Below are 22,720 nucleotides of genomic sequence, written 5' to 3'. Positions count from 1 at the left end.
GGACCGGCCCGTGGGCCGCTACGCCTCGCCGTGCGCCATCTTGATCAGGCGGTCCAGCACCTTGCCGCCGCTCACCCGAAGGCCGTCGTGCTCCCACTCGTTGGTGATCCAGGTGCGCAGGCCGCGCACCGCGCGTGCGGTCTCCAGCGAGTCCGCGGTGTCCACGTACATGTCGTCGTGGTACACCGCCGCGACGACCGGCACGGTGTTGGCGGCCAGCCGCGCCCGGTCGTAGAGGTCGGGCCAGTCGGTGCGGGCGGCGAGCAGCTCCGCGGTCTCCTTCAGCGGGCGCAGCGCCGGGTCGGTGTCGAACATCCAGGGGTAGATCATCTCCCCGGTGAACAGCACCGGAGCGTCGGACTCCAGCGCGGTCCGGGCGTCGAACTGCGGGAACTCCTTGCGGACCCGCTCGGCCGCCCAGGCGGTGCCGCCCTGGTCCACCGACCGCTGGCCGTAGATCGACTCGTGCAGCACCGCGTAGAGCGGGCCGCCCGCGAAGGAGAGCTGGGCCTGGGCGCCGGCCAGGAAGGTGTCGGAGAGTTCGGGTCCGGCCGCGCCCTCCACCCAGGCCTCCTCCAGGAGGTAGTGCAGCGTGCCGGAGCCGCTGCCGCCGCCGAGCAGCAGGCCGAGGGCCTGGAACGCCTCGACGGTGAGCCGGCCGCCGTCCGGCAGGGTCGCGGGGGAGGCGGCGAGATGGGCGGCGATCCGGCGCACCGCCTCGACGTCCTGCGGGAACCGGGCGTAGTGGCCCTCGTTCTTGCCGACCACGCGCGGGTAGGCGGCGCGGTAGACGTCGTCGGCCGAGCTGCCGAGCCCGGCGAGGCCACCGGTGACGAAGGCCTCGGTCAGGCCCTCGGGCGCGATGGAGAGGTAGGTGAGGGTGCAGAAGCCGCCGAAGCTCTGGCCGAGCACGCTCCAGCGGCGGTCGGTGCCGAGCAGCCGCTCACGGATCAGCTCGGCGTCGCGGACGATCGAGTCCGCGCGGAAGTGGGCCAGGTAGTCCGCCTGCGCCTGCGGGCCGCCGCGCCGGGCGAGGGTCTGCCGGGTCGCGGGGGTGGACCGTCCGGTGCCGCGCTGGTCGAGCAGCAGCACCCGGTAGTCGTCCAGGGCGCGATCCAGCCACGCGTCCCGGCCGAGCGGGCGGACGGCCTTGCCGCCCGGCCCGCCCTGGAGGAAGACCATCCAGGGCAGGTCGTCCCGCTCACGGTCGGCGGCCACCACCTCGCGGGCGTACACCTCGATCTGCTCGCCCTGCGGGGCGGAGTGGTCGAGCGGCAGCTGGAAGACGTGGTCGGTCGTGACAATCCCGGGCAGCCGGCTGATGGTGGACATGCAACTCCTCGGTCTCTGCTGGTCACAGCGGTGGTGTCGCGGTTCACGGGGTCACCGGGTGCGGGGGCCGCGACCCCCGCACCGTATCCTGGCGGCGGTCGAGCACCGGTTCGACCGCACAGTCCGTCCGATCGGACGGCCGACACCGGCCGGCGCTGGGCCCGAGCAGGCCCCGCGACAGCCGGGACGGCAGGTCCTCGGCCCCGGACGGCGGACGGTGACGCGCCCGTGGTGAGGCCCCGGTGACGTTCCGGCGGAAGCGGCACGACCGCCCGGTGGAGCCGTCCGACCAGCGGCGCAGTGGCGGTGCGTGACCTGGCGAGGGTGCGCGGCGTTGACTTCGGGGGCCATCGCCCGGCTTGCCCGGGCCGAACTCCGGGCGGTGCGGCCAGGCCGCCAGGGTGCCGGCAGCGGTCGGCGGCCGTCTGCGGCACCACGTACGGTCGCCCTTGCGGGGCCGGACGGTCCAGCGGGTGTGGTCAGGGGGAAGGACGTCACCGGTAGGCCGGGACGCCGGACCTGACGGCATGCCGGGCGCGGTGGCGGGCCCCGGAGCGAAGGCGCGGCGCGTCGGTACCGGCCCGGTACCGGGTACCGCATGGCACGACCCGCCACCGGGTACGGCCAGGCACGGCACACCCGCCGGCGGGACACCCCGTCGGCCCGGCACCATCAGCACGCGATCGAGCATGCTCGCGGCCCACCGGCCTGACCCGGCCACCGGACCGCCGAGGGGAGGAGAGTCCGGTGACCGCCATGAGGCCACCACAGGCCATGCCGGCCGAGAGCGTGGTCGGCGCGCCGCCCAGACTGACGGGCCGTCCCGACCAGGGCCCGGCCGCCGGACCGGCGGGCGCACCTGTCGGCCAGGGCCGGCCCGCGGCTCCGCCGCGCCCGCAGCCGCCCGCCGTTCACCACGCGGTCATCTGCGTCAACGCCCCGGCGATGGCCGCCTCCGGCCCCGACGGCCAGCTGCGCGGCCACGGCCTGCACGGCTTCTACCGCAACGGCGTCCGGGTGCTCGCCCGGATGGAGCTACGACTGGGCGGCATGGAGCCGCTGCCGCTCCAGGGGGCGCTGACCAGCACCGCCCAGGCCCGCTTCCTCGGCACCGTCCGCCTCCCCGGGGACCTCGACCCGGACCCGGCGCTCACCGTCGAGCGGCTTCGCCACGCGGACGGCGTGGAGACGGTGGTCGTGCGCAACACCGGTCCGCGGCCCGCCCGGTTGCCGCTGGAGATAGCCCTCGGCACCGACCTCGGCCCGGTCGCCGAGATCGCCGCCGGATACCGCCAGCCCGACCTGCCGGGCCAGGTGCAGTCCGCCGGGCTGCGCTGGACGGGGCCGGCGCACAGCGCGGTGGTCAGCGCTCAGCCCTCCCCGCACGCCGTCCTGGCCGGTGCCGGAGTGCTCCGCTGGGACCTGGAGGTCCAGCCCGGCGCCCGCTGGTCGGTCGAGTTGCACACCGAGCTGGAGAGCGCCGCCACCGGTCCGCGTCCGCCGGGCGGGCGTGGCACCGGCGTCCCGCTGCCCTGGTCCGAGCCGGAGGTCCGCAGCGACGACGCCCGGGCCGCCGTGCTGGTCTCCCGCTCGCTGGACGCCCTCGGCGGGCTGCTGTTCGCCGACCCGGACCGCCCGACCGACCTCTACCCGGCCTCCGGTGCGCCCTGGCGGTTCGGCCTGGCCCCGGCCGACGCGCTCTGGGCCGCCCGGCTGACCCTGCCGCTCGGCACCCGGCTGGCGGCCGGCACCCTCCGGGCACTGGCCCGCCGTCAGCAGCCCGCAGCCCCGGGCCGTACCGAGGGCCTGCTGCCCGGGGCCCTGCGCCACGGCGGTCCCGAGCTGCCACCCACCTGCACCGCCACCGAGGCGACCCTGCTGTTCGTCACGGTGCTGGCCGAAGCCTGGCGCTGGGGCCTGCCCCGGGCGGAGGTCACCGATCTGCTCCCGGCCGCGGAGCGGGCGCTGGCCGCCCTGCGGGAGGGGCTGGTGGACGGCTTCGTCACCGACCTCAGCCGTCCGGCCGAGGAGCGCTCCGCCCACCCGGTCGCCGCCCGTGCCGAGGTCCAGGCACAGGCCCACCGCGCCGCCCTGCACGGGGCCGAGCTGCTGGAGGCCTTCGGCCGGCCGGGCGCCGAGGAGTGGCGTGGCTGGGCCGCCGCGCTGCGCGGGCGCTTCCGTGAGCGGTTCTGGATCGACGATCTGTCCGGCGGCCGCCCCGCGGCAGGGCTGGCGCCTGGCGGACAGCCGCTGGCCGCCGTCGCCTCCTCCCTGGCGCACCTGCTGGACACCGGGCTCGCCGTCGACGGCGGCCGGCACGAGAGCCTGCTGGACCGCGAGCAGACCCGGCTGCTCGCCCAGCGCCTGGTCGCGCCGGAGCTGGACAGCGGCTGGGGCCTGCGCACCCTGAGCACCAAGTCCCCCCGCTTCAACCCGCTCGGCCACCGCGGCGGCGCGGTGCGGGTCCACGAGACGGCGCTGGCGATCGCCGGACTGGCCGAGGCCGGTCACGAGAACGAGGCCGGCACCCTGCTGGAGGGCCTGCTCGCCGCTGGTGCCCACTTCGAGGGACGGCTGCCGGAGATGTACGCGGGGGAGCAGCGCACCCCCGGCTTCCCGCCGGTACCGCACCCGGCCGCCTGCCGCCCGGCGGCGGTCTCCGCGGCTGGTGCCGTGCACGCGGTGTTCTCCCTCGCCGGGGTCCGGCCCGACGCCCCGGGGGGCCGGGTGCTGGTTCGCCCGGCCAGCACCGCACCGCTCGGCGAGCTGGAGCTGACCGGCCTGCGGGTGGCGGGCGAGCCTTTCTCCGTCCGGGTGAGCCGGATCGGCGTGGCGATGGTCGAGGAGGCGTCCGCAGACCTGCAACTCGTCGCCCGCTGAGCCCGTCGCCGCGCAGCCGGGTCCGGACGTCGGTGACACCCGGTTACCGACGCCCGGTCACCAGCGCCGTGCCCGCCCGTGCGCGAACCGTGTCCGAACCGGGTCCGGTGAGGCACCGACCTTGTACGGTCCATGCACGGGCCTGTGCTTATCGTCAGAGAGACGACTATGATCGTGACCATGTCGCGTTACGATCCGTCGGCCTTCCCGCCGTTCGCTGTCACGGTTGACCTGGTGGTGCTGACGGTGCGCGACCACTCGCTCTGCGCCCTGCTGGTCAGACGCGGAGAGCCGCCGTTCCAGGGGTACTGGGCACTGCCCGGCGGCTTCGTCCGCCCGGACGAGGGCCTGGCCGAGGCCGCCTCCCGCGAGCTGGCCGAGGAAACCGGCCTGCGCGCCCACACCACCCCCGGCCACGAGGCGGTCGGTCCTGGCGCGGCCGGCGCACACCTGGAGCAGCTCGCCACCTACGGCCACCCGCAGCGGGACCCGCGGATGAGGGTGGTCAGCGTCGCTTACCTGGTGCTCGCCCCCGACCTGCCGACGCCCCGGGCCGGCGGCGACGCCAGCGGAGCGCGCTGGGCACCGGTCGGTGAACTCCTCGGCGAGAACCCGGCCGACGGCGTCCCGCTCGCTTTCGACCACGGTCTGATCCTGGCCGACGGCGTGGAGCGCGCCCGATCCAAGATCGAGTACTCCTCCCTCGCCACCGCCTTCTGCCCGACCGAGTTCACCGTCGGTGAGCTGCGCCGGGTCTACGAGGCGGTCTGGGGAGTGGTGCTGGACCCGCGGAACTTCCACCGCAAGGTCACCGGCACTCCCGGTTTCCTGCTGCCCTCCGGTGGTACGACGACTCGCCAGGGGGGCCGCCCGGCTCAGCTGTTCACCGCCGGCGGCGCGACCGTCCTCAACCCGCCCATGCTCCGCCCGGAGTCCTGAGCCACCGCGGGCCCTTCCGGTTCCCCTGAGCCTTTGCCGTCGCGCCGTCGCGCCGTCGCGCCGTCGCGCCGTCGAGCGCCGGGCCTGTGCTCGACCCGGTTGCGGCCCGCCCGCCCGACTGCCTGCCTGTGCGCCCGCCGGCTCCGGCCCCGGCTCGGCCCGCCCCGGCGACCGGACAGCCGAATGGCCTGGCCTGGCTGCGGACAAGGGGGCCGCGGCGCAGAGTGTCGGTGGACGCTCCGGCCGCAGGGCCGGAGGCTCCGGACCGGACCCAGGGAGCCCGCGATGGCCATTCAGGACTGCTCCACCCGGCGAACCCTCGTCGAGAGGCTGGCCGTGGACTACCGGAGTCTCGACGAGACCACCACCGGTACGGAGGAGGAACTGGCCGCCCTGCAAGCCGGATCCGCGGCGCCCGAGGCGATCGCCGCCGTGCAGGAGCGGTTGGCCGAGGAACGGGAGCGACTGGGCGAGATCGTCCTCCAGGGCCAGGCCGCCGTCGAGGAGTTCCGTACGGCGTGCGGGGGCGAGCAGCTTCCGACGTTGCCCTGGCCCCCTCGGTAGCGACTGCGCCCCTCCACCGGATCCTGTCCGGCGTCCTTCCGCCGGACCCCGCCCGGAACCCTTCCGTCCGATGACACCGGGCACCCGCGCAGCTCGGCCGAGGCCCCGGAAGAGACCGGCCGCCCGTGAATCGCAGGATCGGATTTTCCCCTGATCGGGTGAGGTGGGCAGGCGGCGAGCCCGTGCCGTTCCCGTAATGCCCGGAATAGCCGCCGCCGCCCCCTAATGTGCTGGCGCGGAGCCGCGCGGGTGCGCGCCTGCCCGTCAGGGGGCGCTCCGCGTCGGGCAGGTCGGCCGAGGGTATGGGAGCAGCCAGCGATGATCCAGATCACCGGACTGACCAAGGTCTATCGCAAGGGCGCGCCGCCCGCCGTGCTCGATCTGACCTTCGACGCCCGGCCCGGAACGGTGACCGCGCTGCTCGGCGCCGAGGGAGCGGGAAAGTCCACCGCGCTGCGATTGATGCTCGAACTCGAACACGGCCAGGGCATCACGCTCTTCGACGGCCGCCCCTACCGCAGGATCCGCCACCCCGAGCGTGAGGTGGGCGTGCTGCTGCCCCGCCCCGTGCAGGGCGCTGCCGCGGTGGCCGGACACCCGGGCCGCAAGGCGCGAAGCCATCTGCGGATGCTCGCCGCGGCCGTCGGAGTCCCGGTCCGGCGGGCCGACGAACTGCTGGAACAGATCCGGCTGGCCGGTGTCTCCGGGCAACGGCTGCGGACCTTCTCGCCGGGCATGCACCGCCGCCTGGCCCTGGCCGCCGCCTTGCTCGGCGACCCCGGCACGCTGCTGCTGGACGGCCCCGCCGAGGGCCTGTCGCCACGCAACGTCGAGTGGTTCCACGCCTTCCTGCGCTCCTTCGGCGCTGCCGGCGGGACGGTCCTGGTGACCACCCGCACCCCGCAGGAGGCCTCCCGGCTTGCCGACCGGGTGGTCACCCTGGACTGCGGCCGCATGGTGGCCGACCAGTCGGTCGAGGAGTTCCGGCGGACCAGGCTCAGCCCCGAAGTGGCCGTCCGGGGACCGCAGATGGCACGGCTGGCGGACCTGCTGGCCAGTCAGGGTGCCGAGGTTCGCCGGGACGGCAGCGTGGGGCTCTCGGTGGCCGGCATCGACCGCACCGAGATCGGTGAACTCGCCTACCGCCACGGGATCCTGCTGCACGAGCTGGCCGACCGGGTGGTTGAGCAGCCGGTGCCGCGAGTGGTCCTCCCGGTCGGCTCGGGCCGCTCCGGCCGCCTCCTCCACCCGGCGTCCGAGGCCGACCGGAGTCCGGAACCGGCTCGGGAGCCGAACCCGCCGATGGCCATCGAGCGGGTCTCCGAACCGGCCGCCGAGCCCGTCCACGCCCAGCCCGTCCACGCCGGGGCCGTGACGACCTCGGCCGAGTCGCCGACGGTCCCCGCCCCGGCCGAACCGGTCGCCCCGCCCTCGCCCCCGTACCCGCCGACGCCCGCCTCCGCGCCCGCCTCCACCACAACAGCCACCGAGGGCGCCGCCACCCCGAACCGCCCGGCGCCCCGCCGGCCCCAGGACGGCGGCTCCCTGCCCGTGCGTGCCCTGCCCGTCGCGCCCTTCGCCGACTCCCTCGACACCGCCTCGCTCCACGCTGCCGGCCTCCCCGTGCTCGGCGCGCCCGCCCGCCGCCCCGCACCCGCCGCCCGTCGGCCCGAGCCGAGCCCGCAGAGCGGCCCGGGTACCGCCGAACCCGCCCCCACCGTGGCCGTCGACCGTCTCTTCCGGGACGATCCGCTTCCGGCCGAGGCACCCGTCCGAGGCCGTGCTCCGGGCCGTGCTCTGGGCCGCACTCCGGGCCGCCGGGCCGGCACCGACGGCCTGCTCACCGACGACACCCTCCGCCTCCGCCCCGCCCTGGGCGCGACCGCCGCCCAGCCCCCCGCGCCCCCCGCCGCCCCTGCCATCACTGACGACCACCGGAGCGAGTGAAACCGTGCGTGTTCTGGCCTACGAGCTGCGCCGCCTGTGCGGCCTGCCTTCCACCTGGCTGATGCTCGCCGCCGTGCTGCTCGGCGACGCCGTCGTGGCCGCAGTCCTGGCGAGCCGGATCTCCCCGGACGGCCCGCTGGCCGGCGCGGCCGGGGTGCGGTTGCTGACCGCCGCCGTCCCGCTGGCCCCCCTGCCCTTCGCCGCGCTCGGCGCCGGGGTGCTGGGCGCGCTCGCGTACGGGCACGAGGTGCGCCACCCGGGACTGCCGGCCTCGCAGGTGTCGTACCCGCGCCGGGTGCGGCTGCTGCTGGCGAAGCTACTGGTGACCGGTCCGGCGGCGGCGCTGCTGGCGCTGGCCACCCTGCTGCTCGACGCGGTGGCCGTGTACCTCGCGCTGCCGGACGGCGTCACCGTGGCGGCCTGGGCGGACCCGGACGCGCTGTCGGACCGGGTGGCCGGGGCGCTGAGCGGCGCGGGGCTGTCCGGGCTGTCCGACCTGCCGGGCGGGTTTGCCCCGCTGGGGCTGGTGGCCGGTCACGGAGTGCCCGCGGCGCTGCTGGCCTTCGTCCTGCTGACCGTGGCGGCGGGCTGGACCGGGGTGCTCACCGCCGCGCTGACCCGAAGCGCCGCGGCCGGGGTGCTGCTGCTGTGCGCGATGCCGCCGCTGCTGGAGTCCGGCGTTGCCCTGCTGCTGCGCCACACCGGCAGGCCGTGGCCGAGCCGGGCGGCCGACCTGCTGCCGTTCCAGCCCGGGATCGAGTGGTCCTACGGCTGGGTCTACGGCGGAGCGCGCGAGGAGGTGGCCGAGACCGCGGCGCTGGGCGATCCGGTACTGCTCGCCGCGATCGCGACGCCCGCGGTGGGTTTGCTGCTCGCGGCCCTGCTGGTCCAGGCCCGCCGCCGGGCTCTGTGAGCGCCCCCGTGTGGGCCGCACCCGTACGGCCCACACCCGGGCCCCGCGCGGGCGGGACCCCGCGTATGGCCCACCCCCCGGCACCCCCCCCGCAGAGCCGCGGCCCGAAGGCCCGCCGCCCCCTCGGCAACGCTCCCGGCCGCGGCCCCGCCCCGACTCACCAAGATCGACCAGCAGTGACCGCAATGCGCGTTTCTTCCTGATAAGAAGTCAATTATCCAGTCACGGCCGATCACCCTTTCGTGTGCTTTTCACGAGAATTCTCAAGCCACGCCTGCCGATCGCCGACAAAGGAGGCGTGAGTACCCTTGCGCACCCCACCGTGACCCCCGCCCGTTCCGCCGAAGGGCCCATCCACGGCCCCGGCGACCTGGACCGCTTCTCGTACGCCGACCGGCCGACCCCTCCGGCGCCCCGCTGGGAGGGTGTCGAGTCCGACATCGCCCGGGTCGGCCGCAAGACCACCAGCAGCCGCGGCCGCGGTCTGCACGGCCAGCTGGTCCAGCAGCTGGGCCAGATGATCGTCTCCGGCGACCTCGGCGCCGACCGCCCGCTGGTGCCCGAGGAGATCGGCCAGCGGTTCGAGGTCTCCCGGACCGTCGTCCGCGAGTCGCTGCGCGTGCTGGAGGCCAAGGGGCTGGTCAGTGCCCGGCCCAACGTCGGCACCCGGGTCCGCCCGGTCGGCGACTGGAACCTGCTGGATCCGGACATCATCGAGTGGCGCGCCTTCGGCCCGCAGCGGGACGAGCAGCGCCGGGAGCTGTTCGAGCTCCGCTGGGCGATCGACCCGCTGGCCGCCCGGCTCGCCGCCGGCCACGGCAGGGAGGACGTCCAGCAGCGCCTGGTCGAGCTGGTCGAGATCATGGGCCACGCCGCCTCCCAGGCCGACCTCTCCACCTACACCCGGGCCGACGCCGAGCTGCACGGTCTGGTCCTCCAGATGGCCGGCAACCGGATGCTGGAGCACCTGTCCGGGATCGTCGCCTGCGCCCTGCAGGTCTCGGGCGGTCCGGCGATCTCCTGCGAGCGGCCCTCGGAGTCCTCGGTCGGCCTGCACGCCCGGCTGGTGGACGCGCTGGGCGCCGGTGACGGCACCGCGGGAGAGGCCGCGATGCGGGCGCTGCTCACGGTCCATCCCGAGATCGAACCGTCCGTTCCCGCGCCCCGGGAGCACTGAACGGGCTGTTTCGACGAGCGGAGGCGCCTTACCGCGGCGGCCCGCTCCGCCAGGCCCTCCGGCCGCACCGCGCGGCGTAGCCGGAGGGCCTCCGCATGCCGCCGCGATGCCGCGCCGGGTGTCCGGACCGGCGAAGGCCCGGTCGGGGTGGTGGTGCTTCCGAGGTGTGGACCGGTCCGGAGCGGGCGTGGCCGGGTGGCTGCCGTGGCGCGCGCAGCCCGCAAACATTGCCTGATCATGACAAATGATTTTTCCGCGGGTGAGCGATGATGGAAGCGGCCCCGGGTTGCGGGCGCCGGGTGATGTGACCCGCGACACGAAGGCCATGCGTAACACTTGACGAGTAGCAGCGATGTGTCCTGAGCGGAAGCAGCTCCGGAATACTCCAACATGTCAGAATGCTGTGTTGGTCCGCGGCGCTGCTGCCGTCCTGCAAACCCAGTCCTCAAGCCCGAGTCGGTCGGAATCGACACCGCGCGCCCGACGCGCGATCTCCTTCCCCGCCCGCTCGGGCGGCCGGTACGGGTTCGAGTCCACTCATCGTCCGAGAGGTTGTTCGTGTCGGCCAGCACATCCCGTTCGCTTCCCCCCGAGATCGCCGAGTCCGCGGCTCTGCTGGCGCTCATCGAGCGGGGCAAGGCCCAGGGGCAGATCGCCGGTGACGACGTGCGCCAGGCGTTCGAGGCGGACCAGATCCCGGTCACCAAGTGGAAGAACGTCATGCGCAGCCTCAATCAGGTGCTGATTGAGGAGGGCGTGGACCTCATGGTCAGCGCGGCCGAACCGGCCGGCACCAAGCGCAAGAGCGTTGCTGCCAAGAGCCCCACCAAGCGCACCGCCACCAAGGCTGTCACCACCCGGACCCCGGCCGCCTCGTCGGCCCCGACCAAGCCGCCCGTACGGATCGCCCCCGGCGCTCCCGTCGCGGCTCCGGCCGTCGCGGCCGCCGCGGCCCCGGCCCCCACCGTCTCCGCCGAGATCACCGAGACGACCACTGGCGCCTCCGAGCTGAAGGCGGCTCCCGCGAAGAAGGCCGTGGCCAAGAAGGCCGCGGCGAAGAAGACCGCCGCTCCGGCCAAGAAGGCCGCCGCCAAGAAGACCACCGCCAAGTCCGCCAAGGGCGGCGACGAGGAGCTGCTCGGCGAGGAGGAGCTCGAGGACGTCGCGCTGCCCGGCGACAAGACCGAGTCCGAGGCCACGGGCCCGGAGGAGGAGTCGGAGGGCTTCGTCCTCTCCGACGACGACGAGGACGACGCGCCGGCCCAGCAGGTCGCCGTCGCCGGTGCCACCGCCGACCCGGTCAAGGACTACCTGAAGCAGATCGGCAAGGTCCCGCTGCTCAACGCCGAGCAGGAGGTCGAGCTCGCCAAGCGCATCGAGGCCGGCCTGTTCGCCGAGGACAAGCTCTCGGCCGCCGACAAGCTCGCCCCGAAGCTCAAGCGCGAGCTGGAGATCATCGCCGAGGACGGCCGTCGGGCCAAGAACCACCTGCTGGAGGCCAACCTCCGTCTGGTGGTCTCGCTGGCCAAGCGCTACACCGGTCGCGGCATGCTCTTCCTGGACCTGATCCAGGAGGGCAACCTCGGTCTGATCCGTGCGGTCGAGAAGTTCGACTACACCAAGGGCTACAAGTTCTCGACCTACGCCACCTGGTGGATCCGCCAGGCGATCACCCGCGCCATGGCCGACCAGGCCCGCACCATCCGCATCCCGGTGCACATGGTCGAGGTCATCAACAAGCTGGCCCGTGTCCAGCGCCAGATGCTCCAGGACCTGGGCCGCGAGCCCACCCCGGAGGAGCTGGCCAAGGAACTCGACATGACCCCCGAGAAGGTCATCGAGGTCCAGAAGTACGGCCGCGAGCCGATCTCGCTGCACACCCCGCTGGGCGAGGACGGCGACAGCGAGTTCGGTGACCTGATCGAGGACTCCGAGGCGGTCGTCCCGGCCGACGCGGTCTCCTTCACCCTGCTCCAGGAGCAGCTGCACTCGGTGCTGGACACCCTGTCCGAGCGCGAGGCGGGCGTGGTCTCGATGCGCTTCGGGCTGACCGACGGGCAGCCGAAGACGCTCGACGAGATCGGCAAGGTGTACGGGGTCACCCGTGAGCGCATCCGCCAGATCGAGTCGAAGACCATGTCGAAGCTGCGCCACCCGTCGCGCTCCCAGGTGCTGCGCGACTACCTGGACTGATCGACGGCAGTCGTTCCACGCGAGGGCCCGGAGCCGCACGGCTTCGGGCCCTCGCGGCTGTCCGGGCCCGGGCGTGTCAGCGTCCGGGTGGCGGTTGTCCCTCGTCCGGGTGGCGGTGTGGAAGGAAGTGGTCGCACCGTGTAGCCGGTCACCTACGCTGTGCCGGTTGCCTGCTTCCGAGCCCCCTGGAGTCACGGTGCCGACCGAGCCGGACCGCACTGACCTGCCGACGTCCATCCCGTTTTCAGCGGCCCTCGCCGATCCGGCCGATCCGGCCGATCCGGCCGACCCGACGGCCCCGGCCGGTGCCCGGACGGGCCGCCGCCGGAGGGCCGCCGTACTGGCGCTGCTCGCCGCCGTGCCCGTCCCGCTGGCCGCGCTCGGCGGCGCGGCGCCGGCCGAGGCGCAGCGCCGGGTGGTCGGCGGCACCGCGGCGAGCACCGCGGACCACCCGTGGATCGTGGCGCTGTCCAGCCGCCAGCAGTTCGGCAGCGGCCGGTCCGGCCAGTTCTGCGGGGGCGCGCTGGTCACCCCGACCAAGGTGGTGACGGCCGCGCACTGCTTCTACGACGAGACCAGGGGCCGGGTCGACCGGCCGGGACTCAGGGTGATCGTCGGCCGGGACGACATGCGCGGCTCGGCCGGCCGCGAGGTGGCGGTGCGGTCGGTCTGGATCCACCCCGACTACTCCTTCGCCGCCAACATGAACGACGTGGCGGTCCTCACCCTCGCCGAGTCGCAGGGCGCCAGGCCGGTGGTCGGGTTGGTGGGCCAGGGCGAGACCGCGCCGTACGCGGCCGGGACCACGGCGCACGTCTTCGGCTGGGGCGACACCTCCGGGCGGGGCGACTACTCGCCGACGCTGCGCGGGGTGGACGTGCCGATCGTGCCGGACCGGACCTGCGCCCAGGCCTACCCGGGCGGGCCGGACGGCAGGTTCGACGCCCGGGGCATGGTCTGCGCGGGCGAGGAGAGGGGCGGCAAGGACGCCTGCCAGGGCGACAGCGGCGGCCCGATGATCGTGGAGGGCAGGCTGGTCGGCCTGGTGTCCTGGGGGACGGGCTGCGCGGAGGCGGCCCACCCAGGGGTCTACACCAGGGTGTCCTCGGTCGCGGACGCGGTGCGCTCGGTGCTGTGAGCGTCGCGGTGGGTGAGCTCCCGGCGCCTGCCGGCGTCCGGTCCTGACACCGCGTCGGACCGGGACGGTCGCTCCGCGCCGGGCCCGGGAGGGAGTCCCGGAGTGCAGCAGAGCCGGGCGACCGGCCCCGAAGGGTCAGCCGCCCGGCTCACCGGTCGCGCGTGGTGCGCGGCCGGACACGGCTCGACGCCGACTGCTGGTGGTGGCGCGGCGCTGGGGATCAGCGCTCGTCGTCGACGGCCGTGGCGCTGGTCGTGGTGGTGAGACGGCCGCTCTCGTCCTGTATCTCCACGGCGATCTTCTTGAGCTCGGGCTCGAACTTCCGGCCGTGGTGGGCGCAGAAGAGCAGCTCTCCGCCGCTCGCGAGTACGACGCGCAGGTAGGCCTGGGCGCCGCAGCGGTCGCAGCGGTCAGCCGCGGTGAGCGGGCTCGCAGGGGTCAGAACAGTAGTCACGTCGCCTCTTCTCTAGCTCGACGAGCTGTCGTACCAGGGTCAACATCCAACCAGGCCGAAAACGTTCCCGCTCGTGGCTTTTCTTCTCTGAGGATTCTGCTGTGTTGATGAGGACGTGCCCCGGGCGCCGGCGGTTCATGCGTGCCGGATTCCGGGATCCGCCCTCGGCTCGAACGCCCGATCGGGATCGGGTGCGAGGTCCGCGTAGCATAATCCTCTGCCGGGTTGGAGCATAAGCCCCGCCCCGGGCCCCGGTAGCCTGCATAACGGCAGTTCCGGAGCCTGTGCCGGGTCCCACGATCCGCCAGGACCGGTGGTACCGGGAGGAGATGGCGCCCCCGGGGCCCGCGCCCGGGTGCGGTGCTTGTTCGCGCAGCGCGTACAAGCTGCGCGGAGCCCGCCTGTCGTGCTGTGCACCCGGCGCAGGGGTCCGGGCACGCAGGGCGACGGATGTCGGTGCGGCGTGCTGCACTGGCGCTTGGTCCGGATGCGTACGGATGTGACCGATGAGACAGAACTTCACCGAGGAGAGTGCCGCGTGAGTGCCGAAACGACCGTGCCGTCCGCGCTGCTGGCCGGCGACGACGGTTCCAACTACACCGCGCGGCACCTGCTCGTCCTGGAGGGCCTGGAGGCGGTCCGCAAGCGCCCCGGCATGTACATCGGCTCGACCGACAGCCGCGGTCTGATGCACTGCCTCTGGGAGATCATCGACAACTCCGTCGACGAGGCGCTGGGCGGCTACTGCGACCGCATCGACGTCGTGCTGCACCCCGACTCCTCGGTCGAGGTCCGGGACAACGGACGCGGCATCCCGGTGGACGTCGAGCCGAAGACCGGGCTGTCCGGTGTCGAGGTCGTGATGACCAAGCTGCACGCCGGCGGCAAGTTCGGCGGCGGTTCCTACGCGGCCTCCGGCGGCCTGCACGGTGTCGGCGCCTCGGTCGTCAACGCGCTCTCCGCCCGCCTCGACGTCGAGGTCGACCGCGGCGGCCACACCCACGCGATCAGCTTCCGCCGCGGCACCCCCGGCATCTTCACCGAGACCAGCCCGGACGCCCCCTTCGAGCCCGGCAACGGCCTGACCAGGAGCCGCAAGGTGCCGAAGGCCCGCACCGGCACCCGGATCCGCTACTGGGCCGACCGGCAGATCTTCCTCAAGGACGCCAAGCTCTCCCTGGAGACGCTGCACAGCCGCGCCCGGCAGACGGCCTTCCTCGTCCCCGGCCTGACCATCGTGGTCCGTGACGAGCGCCTCACCGAGAGCGAGCAGATCGAGGAGTCGGTCTTCCGCTACGACGGCGGAGTCGCCGAGTTCTGCGAGTTCCTCGCCCCCGACAAGCCGGTCTGCGACGTGCTGCGGCTGCGCGGCGAGGGCACCTTCAAGGAGACGGTGCCGGTCCTGGACGACCTCGGCCACATGACGCCCACCGAGGTCACCCGCCACCTCGGCGTGGACATCGCGCTGCGCTGGGGCACCGGCTACGACACGACCCTGCGCTCCTTCGTCAACATCATCGCCACCCCCAAGGGCGGCACCCACGTCACCGGCTTCGAGCGCTCGCTGGCCAAGACGGTCAACGAGGCGCTGCGGGCGGGCAAGCTGCTGCGCGTCGCCGAGGACGACATCACCAAGGACGACGCGACCGAGGGTCTCACCGCGGTGGTCACCGTCCGGCTCGCCGAGCCGCAGTTCGAGGGCCAGACCAAGGAGGTGCTCGGCACCTCGGCGGCCAACCGGATCGTCGCCGCCGTCGTCGCCAAGGAGCTCAAGGCCTTCCTCACCTCGGCCAAGAAGGACCAGAAGCTCCAGGCCCGGGCCGTGCTGGAGAAGGTCGTCGCGGCCGCCCGCACCCGGGTCGCCGCCCGCCAGCACAAGGAGGCCCAGCGGCGGAAGACCGCGCTGGAGACCAGTTCGCTGCCCGCCAAGCTGGCCGACTGCCGCAGCGACGACGTCGAGCGCAGCGAGCTGTTCATCGTCGAGGGCGACTCGGCGCTCGGCACCGCCAAGCTCGCCCGCAACTCCGAGTTCCAGGCACTGCTGCCGATCCGGGGCAAGATCCTCAACGTGCAGAAGGCCTCGGTGAGCGACATGCTCAAGAACGCCGAGTGCGCCGCGATCATCCAGGTGATAGGGGCCGGCTCCGGCCGCACCTTCGACATCGACCAGGCCCGCTACGGCCGGGTCATCTTCATGGCCGACGCCGACGTCGACGGCTCGCACATCCGCACCCTCCTGCTGACCCTCTTCCACCGCTACATGCGGCCGATGGTCGAGCAGGGCCGGGTCTTCGCCGCCGTGCCGCCGCTGCACCGGATCGAGCTCACCAACCCCAAGCGCGGCCAGGAGAAGTACCACTACACCTACTCCGACGCCGAACTGCGCTCGACGCTGCTGGAGTTCCAGCGCAAGGGGCTGCGCTGGAAGGACCCGGTGCAGCGCTACAAGGGCCTGGGCGAGATGGATGCCGACCAGCTGGCCGAGACCACCATGGACCCGCGCCACCGCACGCTGCGCCGGATCAACCTGGGCGACCTGGAGCAGGCCGAGCGGATCTTCGACCTGCTGATGGGCAACGACGTCGCCCCGCGCAAGGAGTTCATCGTGGACTCGGCGGCCACCCTGGACCGCTCGCGCATCGACGCCTGACGCACGCCGTCCGGCCGGGCCCTCCACCCCTGGGTGGAGGGCCCGGCGCGTTCGGGATCCACCCGCGGTCCACCCCGGCTCCGATCAGCGGGAACCGCCCCGTCCGTAGCGTCGGAGAGGTCAGCGAAAGCCTCCCTTCGGGACGGAGAAGTCCGATGATCGCCCTCACCAACGTCCTCGTGATCGCCGCGGTGATGGTCGTGGTGGTCCAGCGCCAGATGCGGGCCCAGCGGCTGGACACCGAGCGCCGCTTCTGGCTGCTGCCGCTGATCCTGGGCGCGCTCGCGCTGCGGGACCCGCAGCTCGTCGACCACCAGCACCCCGCCCTCTCGGTGGTCCTGCTGGTCGCCGGACTGGTCGCGGTGCTCGGGATGGGCTCGGTCTGGGGCTGGACCGTACGGCTCTGGCGGACGGCGGACGGCTCCGTCATGGCCAAGGGCACCAAGGCCACCGTGGCCGCCTGGATCGGGATGATCGCCATCCGGCTCGGCCTCTACGGGATCGGCACGGCCCTGCACGTCCACCAGGCCGGCAGCTCCCTGATGCTCGGCATGGCGGTCCTGCTGCTGGTCCGCTCGCTCGTGGTGAACTGGAGGGCCCGGACGCTGGAGCCCGCGCCGCCGACCGCCGTGCTGCACTGACCCGGTGCGCGCCGCCACACCTAACCGACCCGGTGCGCGCCGCACCGATCCACCGCGGCGCGTGCCGCACCGATCCGCCGCCGTGAGCACCCGAGGAGGAACCCGTGGCCGGGTGGTACTGGACCCGCTGGCCGTCCCGCGAGGGGCTGGAGCGCGAGGCCGAGAGCCGGCCGCGGCGGATCCTCGCGGTGCTCGGCCGCACCGTGCTGGTGGCCACCGTCACCTGGGGGACCCTTGCCGGCGGCAGGTTCTCCGGCTGGGCGGCGGTGGCCGCGACGGCCGGACTGGTCGCCGCGTTCGGGCTCTGCGCGGCCTTCCTGCGGACCACCCGGGAGCAGCGCCCGCTGCCCGCCTACCTGCTGACCGGCGCGGTGCTCGGCGCCGCCTGGCTGGCCGACGCCGGCCGGGCCACCATGCTCTCCGACGTGCTCTGGTACGGCCTGGCGGTGATGGCGCTGGTCCGGCTGCCGGCCGCGCCCGGGCTGGTCACGGCGGCGGCCGCGCTGGGCTCGTACGCGGCGGTCACCACGTCGGGCCGGCTCAGCATCGCCGCCACCGTCGGCGGGATCACGCTGCTCGGCTGGCTGCTGCGGATGGACGTCGAGGCGCGCGGCACCTCCCGTCGGCTGCTCGCCCAGGAGCGGGCCGCCCGGGCCGCCGAGGCGGAGAGCGCGGCGCTCGCCGAACGGGCCAGGATCGCCCGGGAGATCCACGACGTGCTGGCCCACAGCCTCTCCGCGCAGCTCGTCCACCTGGAGGCGGCCCGGCTGATGCTGGACGCCGGGACCGACCGCGAACAGGTCCGCGAACGGGTCGTCGCCGCCCGGCGGATGGCGCAGGACGGGCTGGCCGAGACCCGGCAGGCGCTCTCCGCGCTGCGCGGGGAGCTCACCCCGGTGGGGGAGTTCCTGGTCGAGCTGGCCGGGCGCGAGCGCGCCGGCCTCACCGTCACCGGGTCGCCCCGGCCGATCGCCGCCGAGGCCGCCCTCGCGGTGCGGCGCACCGCGCAGGAGGCGGTGACCAACGTGCGCAAGCACGCGCCCGGCGCCCGTTGCGCCGTCGAACTGCGCTACCTGGAGGGAACGGTGGAGCTGGAGGTGCGCAACACCCGCCCGGCGCGGCAGGAGTTGTCGGAGGAGCTGACCGCCAGCGGCAGCGGGTACGGTCTGCTGGGAATGCGCGAACGCGCGGAACTGCTCGGCGGCACACTGCTGGCGGGCCCGGAGGACGGAGGGTGGCGCGTGCTGCTGCGGGTGCCGGCATGACGGTTCCAGGGGTGACCAGGGTCCTGGTGGCGGACGATCAGACGGTGGTGCGCGAGGGCATCGTGATGCTGCTGGGGCTGCTGCCCGGCATCGAGGTGGTCGGTGCGGCGGGGGACGGGGAGGAGGCCGTCAGCCTGACGGAGCGCCATCACCCGGACGTGGTGCTGATGGATCTGCGGATGCCGCGGTGCGACGGCGTCGAGGCGACCCGGCGGATCCGCGCGGCGCACCCGGAGACCGAGGTCGTGGTGCTCACCACCTACGCCGACGACGACTCGCTGTTCCCGGCGCTCCGGGCCGGGGCGCGCGGCTACCTCACCAAGGACGCCGGCGCCGAGGAGATCGCCAGGGCCATCGCGAACGTCCGGTCGGGCGCCGCCGGACTCTCGCCGCAGGTCCAACTGCGGCTCCTGGAAAGGCTTTCGGAACAGGGCGCCCACTCCGGTCCGGCCCCCGGGCAGCCCGCCACCCGGCCGGGGGCACTGCCCGACGGGCTGACCGTCCGGGAGGCCGAGGTGCTGGCGCTGATCGCGGAGGGGCTGTCCAACGCCGAGATCGCCCAACGGCTGTTCGTCAGCCAGGCCACCGTGAAGACCCACATCAACAACCTGTTCGCCAAGACCGCGGTGCGGGACCGGGCGCAGGCGGTCGCGTACGCGTTCCGCCACGGAATCACCGGTACGCAGCAGTAGTCCGATGAGTGTCTGTCGGATGATCGATCACCTCATCGAGTGAACGTATCTGCGATGGTCAGGGGCGGTTCGCGGGGGCCGCCATCATGGTTCGGGTCAGAACATCCGGCCGTCCAGGAGCAGCAGTGCCACAGCAGCAGACGAGCAGTCCCGGATCGGGACAGCAATTCGACTGGTGGGCCGCTCCGGCCGCCGGCAGCCCCGTTGAGTCCGCCGAGCCATCGGCTGCGCCCCGCCGCACGGCGGTACCGGCGCAGTCGGGGCCCGCCCGTACGGACCACGTCCGTACGGCACAGTCGGCAGAGGCGGTCGTCGAGCCCGTTGCCGTCGGCGCGCCGGTCCACGGGCCCGCCGACGAGCCGTTCGCCCAGAGCACCCCAGCCGACCCCGCGGCCCAGGCCGCACCGCACGCCGCCCTCGTGCCGCTCGACGACGAGCCGTTCGCCGACAGCACCGAGGTGTACCGGGCCGTCCAGGCCAGCGCGACGTTCCGGCAGATCCGCCGCAGTTACCGGACGTTCGTCTTCCCGATCACCGGAGGCTTCCTCGCCTGGTACCTGCTGTACGTCGCCGCCCAGGCCGGAGCCCCCGACCTGATGCGCCGCGAGGTGGCCGGTCCGCTCAACGTGGCCTGGCTGCTCGGGTTGTCGCAGTTCGCCTCGACCTTCCTGCTCGCCTGGCTCTACGCCCGCAACGCCCGGACCAAGCGCGACCGCGCCGCCCTGGGCCTGCGCTGGGACACCCAGGACCAGCTGCGATGACGACCCTGATGCCCACCGTGCCCACCGACGTGGCGAAGGCCGCGGTGCGGACCGTGGCGGCGAACGCCACCCCCGCCGTCGCCCCCACCGGCGACCACCACTCGCTCGCCATCGCGCTGTTCGCCGTCGTCGTCCTGGTCACCCTGGGGGTCACCCTCTGGGTCGGCCGCCAGGGCAACGCCGCCGAGGACTTCTTCGCCGGCGGCCGCGACTTCACCCCGCTGCAGAACGGCTTCGCGCTCTCCGGGGACTACCTCTCCGCCGCCTCCTTCCTGGGCGTCGCCGGCCTGATCGCGCTGTACGGCTACGACGGCGTGCTGTACAGCGTCGGCTTCCTGGTCGCCTGGCTCGTGGTGCTGATGCTGGTCGCCGAACTCGTCCGCAACGCCGGCCGGTACACCCTCGCCGACGTGCTGGCGCTGCGGCTGCGCCGCCGCAAGGTGCGCGCCGCGGCCGGTGGCGCCAGCGTCGTGGTCACCCTGCTCTACCTGGTCGCCCAGATGGTCGGCGCCGGCTCGCTGGTCGCCCTGCTGCTCGGCACCGGCAGCCCGCACGCCCGCACCTGGACCATCATCGCGGTCGGCGCCCTGATGATCGTCTACGTCACCATCGGCGGGATGCGGGCCACCACCTGGATCCAGATCATCAAGGCCTTCCTGCTGACCTGCGGTTCGGTGCTGCTCACCGTGCTGCTGGTGGTCCGCTTCCACGGCGACCTCGGCGAGCTGATGCGCCAGGCCGCCGCGCACAGCGGCGCCGGGCACCGCTACCTGGAACCCGGGCTCAAGTACGGCGGCAGCCTCACCAGCCGGCTGGACTTCGTCAGCCTCGGCCTCGGCCTGGTGCTCGGTACCGCCGGCCTGCCGCACATCCTGTCCCGCTTCTACACCGTGCCCACCGCGCGGGCCGCCCGCCGCTCCACGATGTGGGCGATCGGGCTGGTCGGCAGCTTCTACCTGATGGCGATCGTGCTCGGCCTCGGCGCCACCGCGCTGATCGGCTCGGCCGAGGTGCACCGCGCCAACTCGGCCGGGAACACCGCCGTTCCGCTGCTCGCCCTGGTGCTCGGCGGCGGCAACGGCAGCACCGGCGGCGTGGTGCTGTTCGCGCTGATCTCGGCGATCGCCTTCGCCACCATCCTCGCCGTGGTCGCCGGGCTGACCCTGGCCTCCTCGGCGGCCTTCGCCCACGACATCTGGGCCGGTGCCTGGCGGGCCCGGCCGTCGCGCGAAACGGAGAAGAGCCGCGGGCGGCGCCGTCGGGGCGAGACCGTTCCGGCCGCCCGGTCCTCGAAGGAGTCGGTGTCCGAGGTCAGCGAGCAGCAGGAGGTGATGGTCGCCCGGATCGCCGCCGCCGGGATCGGCGCCGCGGCGATCGTGATCAGCCTCTTCGCCCAGCAGCTGAACGTGGCCTTCCTGGTCGGTCTGGCCTTCGCCGTCGCCGCCTCCTCCAACCTGCCGGTGCTGCTGTACAGCCTGTTCTGGTCGCGCTTCACCGCCCGCGGCGCGGTCTGGGCGGTGTACGGCGGGCTGATCCCGGCGATCGCGCTGGTGATCTTCTCCCCGGTGGTCTCCGGTTCCCACGAGGCGCTCTTCCCGGGCCTCGACTTCCACTGGTTCCCGCTGGAGAACCCGGGCATCGTCTCCATCCCGCTGGGCTTCCTGGCCGGGTGGATCGGGACGGTCACCTCGTCCGAGCCCACCGACCCGGACCGGTTCGCCGAGCTGGAGGTGCGCGCCCTCACCGGTGCGGGCGCGGCCTGAGCCGTCGTACCCGGGGAACCCCGGCGGGCCTGAGGCCCGCCGGGGTTCCCCTGTGCCGTCGTCCGTGCGCCGCTCACAGACCTCGGACCGACAGGACGTCCATCCGCGACGGCGTCCCCGCCGCCTTGCCGCAGCTCTCCGGACGCGGCGGCTCGCTCACCGTCTCGATCACGTCCACCTCCCAGGACCGGCCGTCCCGGTGCAGCACCCCCACCAGCCAGCGGCCCTCACCGTCCGGTCGCTGGGTGAGCGTCAGCACGTCCACCGCGGTCTCGCCGGTGGCCAGCCGCACCGCGTGCTCGGCCGCCTGGCCCGGACGGTCCCAGCCCGAGCAGCCCCGCGACCACTCCGGCACCGTGTGCCCGGCAGCCGTCGCCGCCAGCACCTCCTTGGCGGTCTCCGGCGTCAGCCGCCCGTACGCGTAGCCGTACGGCAGCACCAGCATCGTGGGGGAGAAACGGTGCCCGCCCAGGTGGGTGACCTCCCACACCTCGCTGTGCCCGGCCGCGGCCAGCTCCGCGGCGAGCGGACGGCCCAGCAGTGCGCAGCAGCGGTCCCGCCGCCCGTTGGTGCACACCAGGGCCACCGGGCCGCCGACGTGCTCCCGCCCGAATCCGGTGTGGTCGCCGGCGCCCAGCGCGGCGAGGTCCAGCTCGAGCAGCTCCGCCGGATCCGCCACCTCCGCCCGGCGCACCCAGCCGCGGCCCGGCACCGTGTGCGCCACCAGCACCTCGTGGCGCGCGGTCGGCAGGCAGTCCGCGTGCCGCCCGGGCCGTCGGATCAGTGCCACCCGTACGCCGGTCCCGGCCGCGGCGGCCTCCAGCGCCCGCCCGACCGTCGCGTCCAGATGGCTCTCACCCAGCGCCTTCGCGCCCCACGGCCCGTTCTGCTCCAGCAGCAGCCAGGTGCTCGCCGTCGCCGCCGTGGCGGCCAGCGGCTCCGAAAGTTCACGCGACACGGTCGCACAGGTGCTCACCCGGGCAAGGCTACCCTCACCTGATCGCCCGAACGCGGCCCTCACCCGAACGCGGGGCCGGGGTGGCGGGGCGGCCGCGGCGCCTTCCTCCCAGGAGGCCCGATCGGCGTCGGCCACCACTCGGTGGGGATCCGGACCGGCAGCCCGGCGCGCCTGGCCTGGTTCAGCAGGCCGATGTACGCGGTGAAGTGCGCGGAAGCGGTCTGCCTGCTGGAGCTGCGGCCCACACCTTCGGCCAACTCCCGTTCCCCCCAATGATGGTGACATTCAGTTGGAGCGCGTGTTCGGTGAACCCAACCCATGGGTGGGCGAAGTTCGGGCCAGGGCCGGGAATCGAAGACCGCGGTTCCGCATCCCCGGTCGGACGGGCACGAAAGAGCGGAGGGGCGCCCGGATTTAACCGGGGCCCCACCCCGCGAGCGAGGGGGGGAGGCG

The 22,720-nt window shown here is 74.0% G+C and carries 17 protein-coding genes; 14 read left to right on the top strand and 3 right to left on the bottom strand.

What is annotated here, in order from left to right:
• Positions 1-18: 18 nt before the first annotated feature.
• Positions 19-1,332: an alpha/beta fold hydrolase gene (locus tag ACFRAR_RS07235; RefSeq protein WP_380695708.1), complete on the bottom strand. Its 1,314-nt coding sequence runs from the start codon at positions 1,330-1,332 to the stop codon at positions 19-21.
• Positions 1,333-2,088: 756 nt separating this feature from the next.
• On the opposite strand from ACFRAR_RS07235, the gene ACFRAR_RS07230 reads away from it, so the two are divergent.
• The 8 genes from ACFRAR_RS07230 (at position 2,089) to ACFRAR_RS07195 (ending at position 13,083) form a co-directional block, all read left to right on the top strand.
• Positions 2,089-4,212 (top strand): glycogen debranching N-terminal domain-containing protein, encoded by a 2,124-nt coding sequence (locus ACFRAR_RS07230; RefSeq protein WP_380695824.1) that lies wholly within the window; start codon positions 2,089-2,091, stop codon positions 4,210-4,212.
• A 180-nt stretch (positions 4,213-4,392) separates the two neighbouring features.
• Positions 4,393-5,151 carry an NUDIX domain-containing protein gene (locus ACFRAR_RS07225; protein WP_380695706.1) on the top strand — a complete coding sequence of 253 codons (759 nt, stop codon included), beginning with the start codon at positions 4,393-4,395 and terminating at the stop codon, positions 5,149-5,151.
• 285 nt (positions 5,152-5,436) lie between these two features.
• Positions 5,437-5,715, top strand: a complete 279-nt coding sequence (locus ACFRAR_RS07220) for a hypothetical protein (RefSeq protein WP_380695704.1) — start codon at positions 5,437-5,439, stop codon at positions 5,713-5,715.
• A 318-nt stretch (positions 5,716-6,033) separates the two neighbouring features.
• Positions 6,034-7,662 (top strand): ATP-binding cassette domain-containing protein, encoded by a 1,629-nt coding sequence (locus tag ACFRAR_RS07215; RefSeq protein WP_380695702.1) that lies wholly within the window; start codon positions 6,034-6,036, stop codon positions 7,660-7,662.
• Positions 7,663-7,666: 4 nt separating this feature from the next.
• Positions 7,667-8,575 (top strand): hypothetical protein, encoded by a 909-nt coding sequence (locus ACFRAR_RS07210; RefSeq protein WP_380695700.1) that lies wholly within the window; start codon positions 7,667-7,669, stop codon positions 8,573-8,575.
• Between the two features lie 244 nt (positions 8,576-8,819).
• The gene (locus ACFRAR_RS07205) at positions 8,820-9,752 is read left to right on the top strand and encodes a FadR/GntR family transcriptional regulator (RefSeq protein WP_380695698.1); all 933 of its coding nucleotides are present in this window, start codon (positions 8,820-8,822) and stop codon (positions 9,750-9,752) included.
• A gap of 552 nt (positions 9,753-10,304) precedes the next feature.
• Entirely contained in the window at positions 10,305-11,945 is a 1,641-nt protein-coding gene (locus ACFRAR_RS07200) for an RNA polymerase sigma factor (protein WP_380695696.1), read from the top strand.
• Between the two features lie 340 nt (positions 11,946-12,285).
• Positions 12,286-13,083, top strand: a complete 798-nt coding sequence (locus tag ACFRAR_RS07195; RefSeq protein WP_380695822.1) for a S1 family peptidase — start codon at positions 12,286-12,288, stop codon at positions 13,081-13,083.
• A gap of 220 nt (positions 13,084-13,303) precedes the next feature.
• Here ACFRAR_RS07195 and ACFRAR_RS07190 read toward each other — a convergent pair whose 3' ends face one another.
• A complete protein-coding gene (locus tag ACFRAR_RS07190; protein ID WP_380695694.1) occupies positions 13,304-13,537 on the bottom strand; it encodes a hypothetical protein in 234 nt (77 codons plus the stop codon).
• Between the two features lie 538 nt (positions 13,538-14,075).
• Between ACFRAR_RS07190 and ACFRAR_RS07185 the strand changes: the two genes are divergently transcribed.
• From ACFRAR_RS07185 to ACFRAR_RS07160, 6 genes are all read left to right on the top strand, one after another.
• Positions 14,076-16,187 (top strand): type IIA DNA topoisomerase subunit B, encoded by a 2,112-nt coding sequence (locus ACFRAR_RS07185; RefSeq protein ID WP_380695692.1) that lies wholly within the window; start codon positions 14,076-14,078, stop codon positions 16,185-16,187.
• Positions 16,188-16,342: 155 nt separating this feature from the next.
• Entirely contained in the window at positions 16,343-16,828 is a 486-nt protein-coding gene (locus tag ACFRAR_RS07180) for a DUF1453 domain-containing protein (protein ID WP_380695690.1), read from the top strand.
• Between the two features lie 104 nt (positions 16,829-16,932).
• Positions 16,933-18,093, top strand: a complete 1,161-nt coding sequence (locus ACFRAR_RS07175) for a sensor histidine kinase (RefSeq protein WP_380695688.1) — start codon at positions 16,933-16,935, stop codon at positions 18,091-18,093.
• Complete coding sequence (locus tag ACFRAR_RS07170; protein WP_380695686.1) at positions 18,090-18,785, top strand: response regulator; 696 nt, start codon at positions 18,090-18,092, stop codon at positions 18,783-18,785. Before ACFRAR_RS07175 ends, ACFRAR_RS07170 begins: the two co-directional genes overlap by 4 nt.
• 125 nt (positions 18,786-18,910) lie before the next feature.
• Positions 18,911-19,546 (top strand): DUF485 domain-containing protein, encoded by a 636-nt coding sequence (locus ACFRAR_RS07165; protein ID WP_380695684.1) that lies wholly within the window; start codon positions 18,911-18,913, stop codon positions 19,544-19,546.
• Positions 19,543-21,309 (top strand): cation acetate symporter, encoded by a 1,767-nt coding sequence (locus ACFRAR_RS07160; RefSeq protein ID WP_380695682.1) that lies wholly within the window; start codon positions 19,543-19,545, stop codon positions 21,307-21,309. The genes ACFRAR_RS07165 and ACFRAR_RS07160 overlap by 4 nt, the downstream gene beginning before the upstream one ends.
• A gap of 73 nt (positions 21,310-21,382) precedes the next feature.
• Here ACFRAR_RS07160 and ACFRAR_RS07155 read toward each other — a convergent pair whose 3' ends face one another.
• Entirely contained in the window at positions 21,383-22,285 is a 903-nt protein-coding gene (locus tag ACFRAR_RS07155) for a sucrase ferredoxin (protein ID WP_380695680.1), read from the bottom strand.
• Between the last annotated feature and the right edge of the window lie 435 nt (positions 22,286-22,720).

Origin of the sequence: Kitasatospora sp. NPDC056651 (genome assembly GCF_042792155.1) — a bacterium.
GTDB lineage: Bacteria > Actinomycetota > Actinomycetes > Streptomycetales > Streptomycetaceae > Kitasatospora.
Note: the sequence above shows the minus strand (reverse complement) of the source record. Positions and strands in the feature narration are given on the sequence as shown.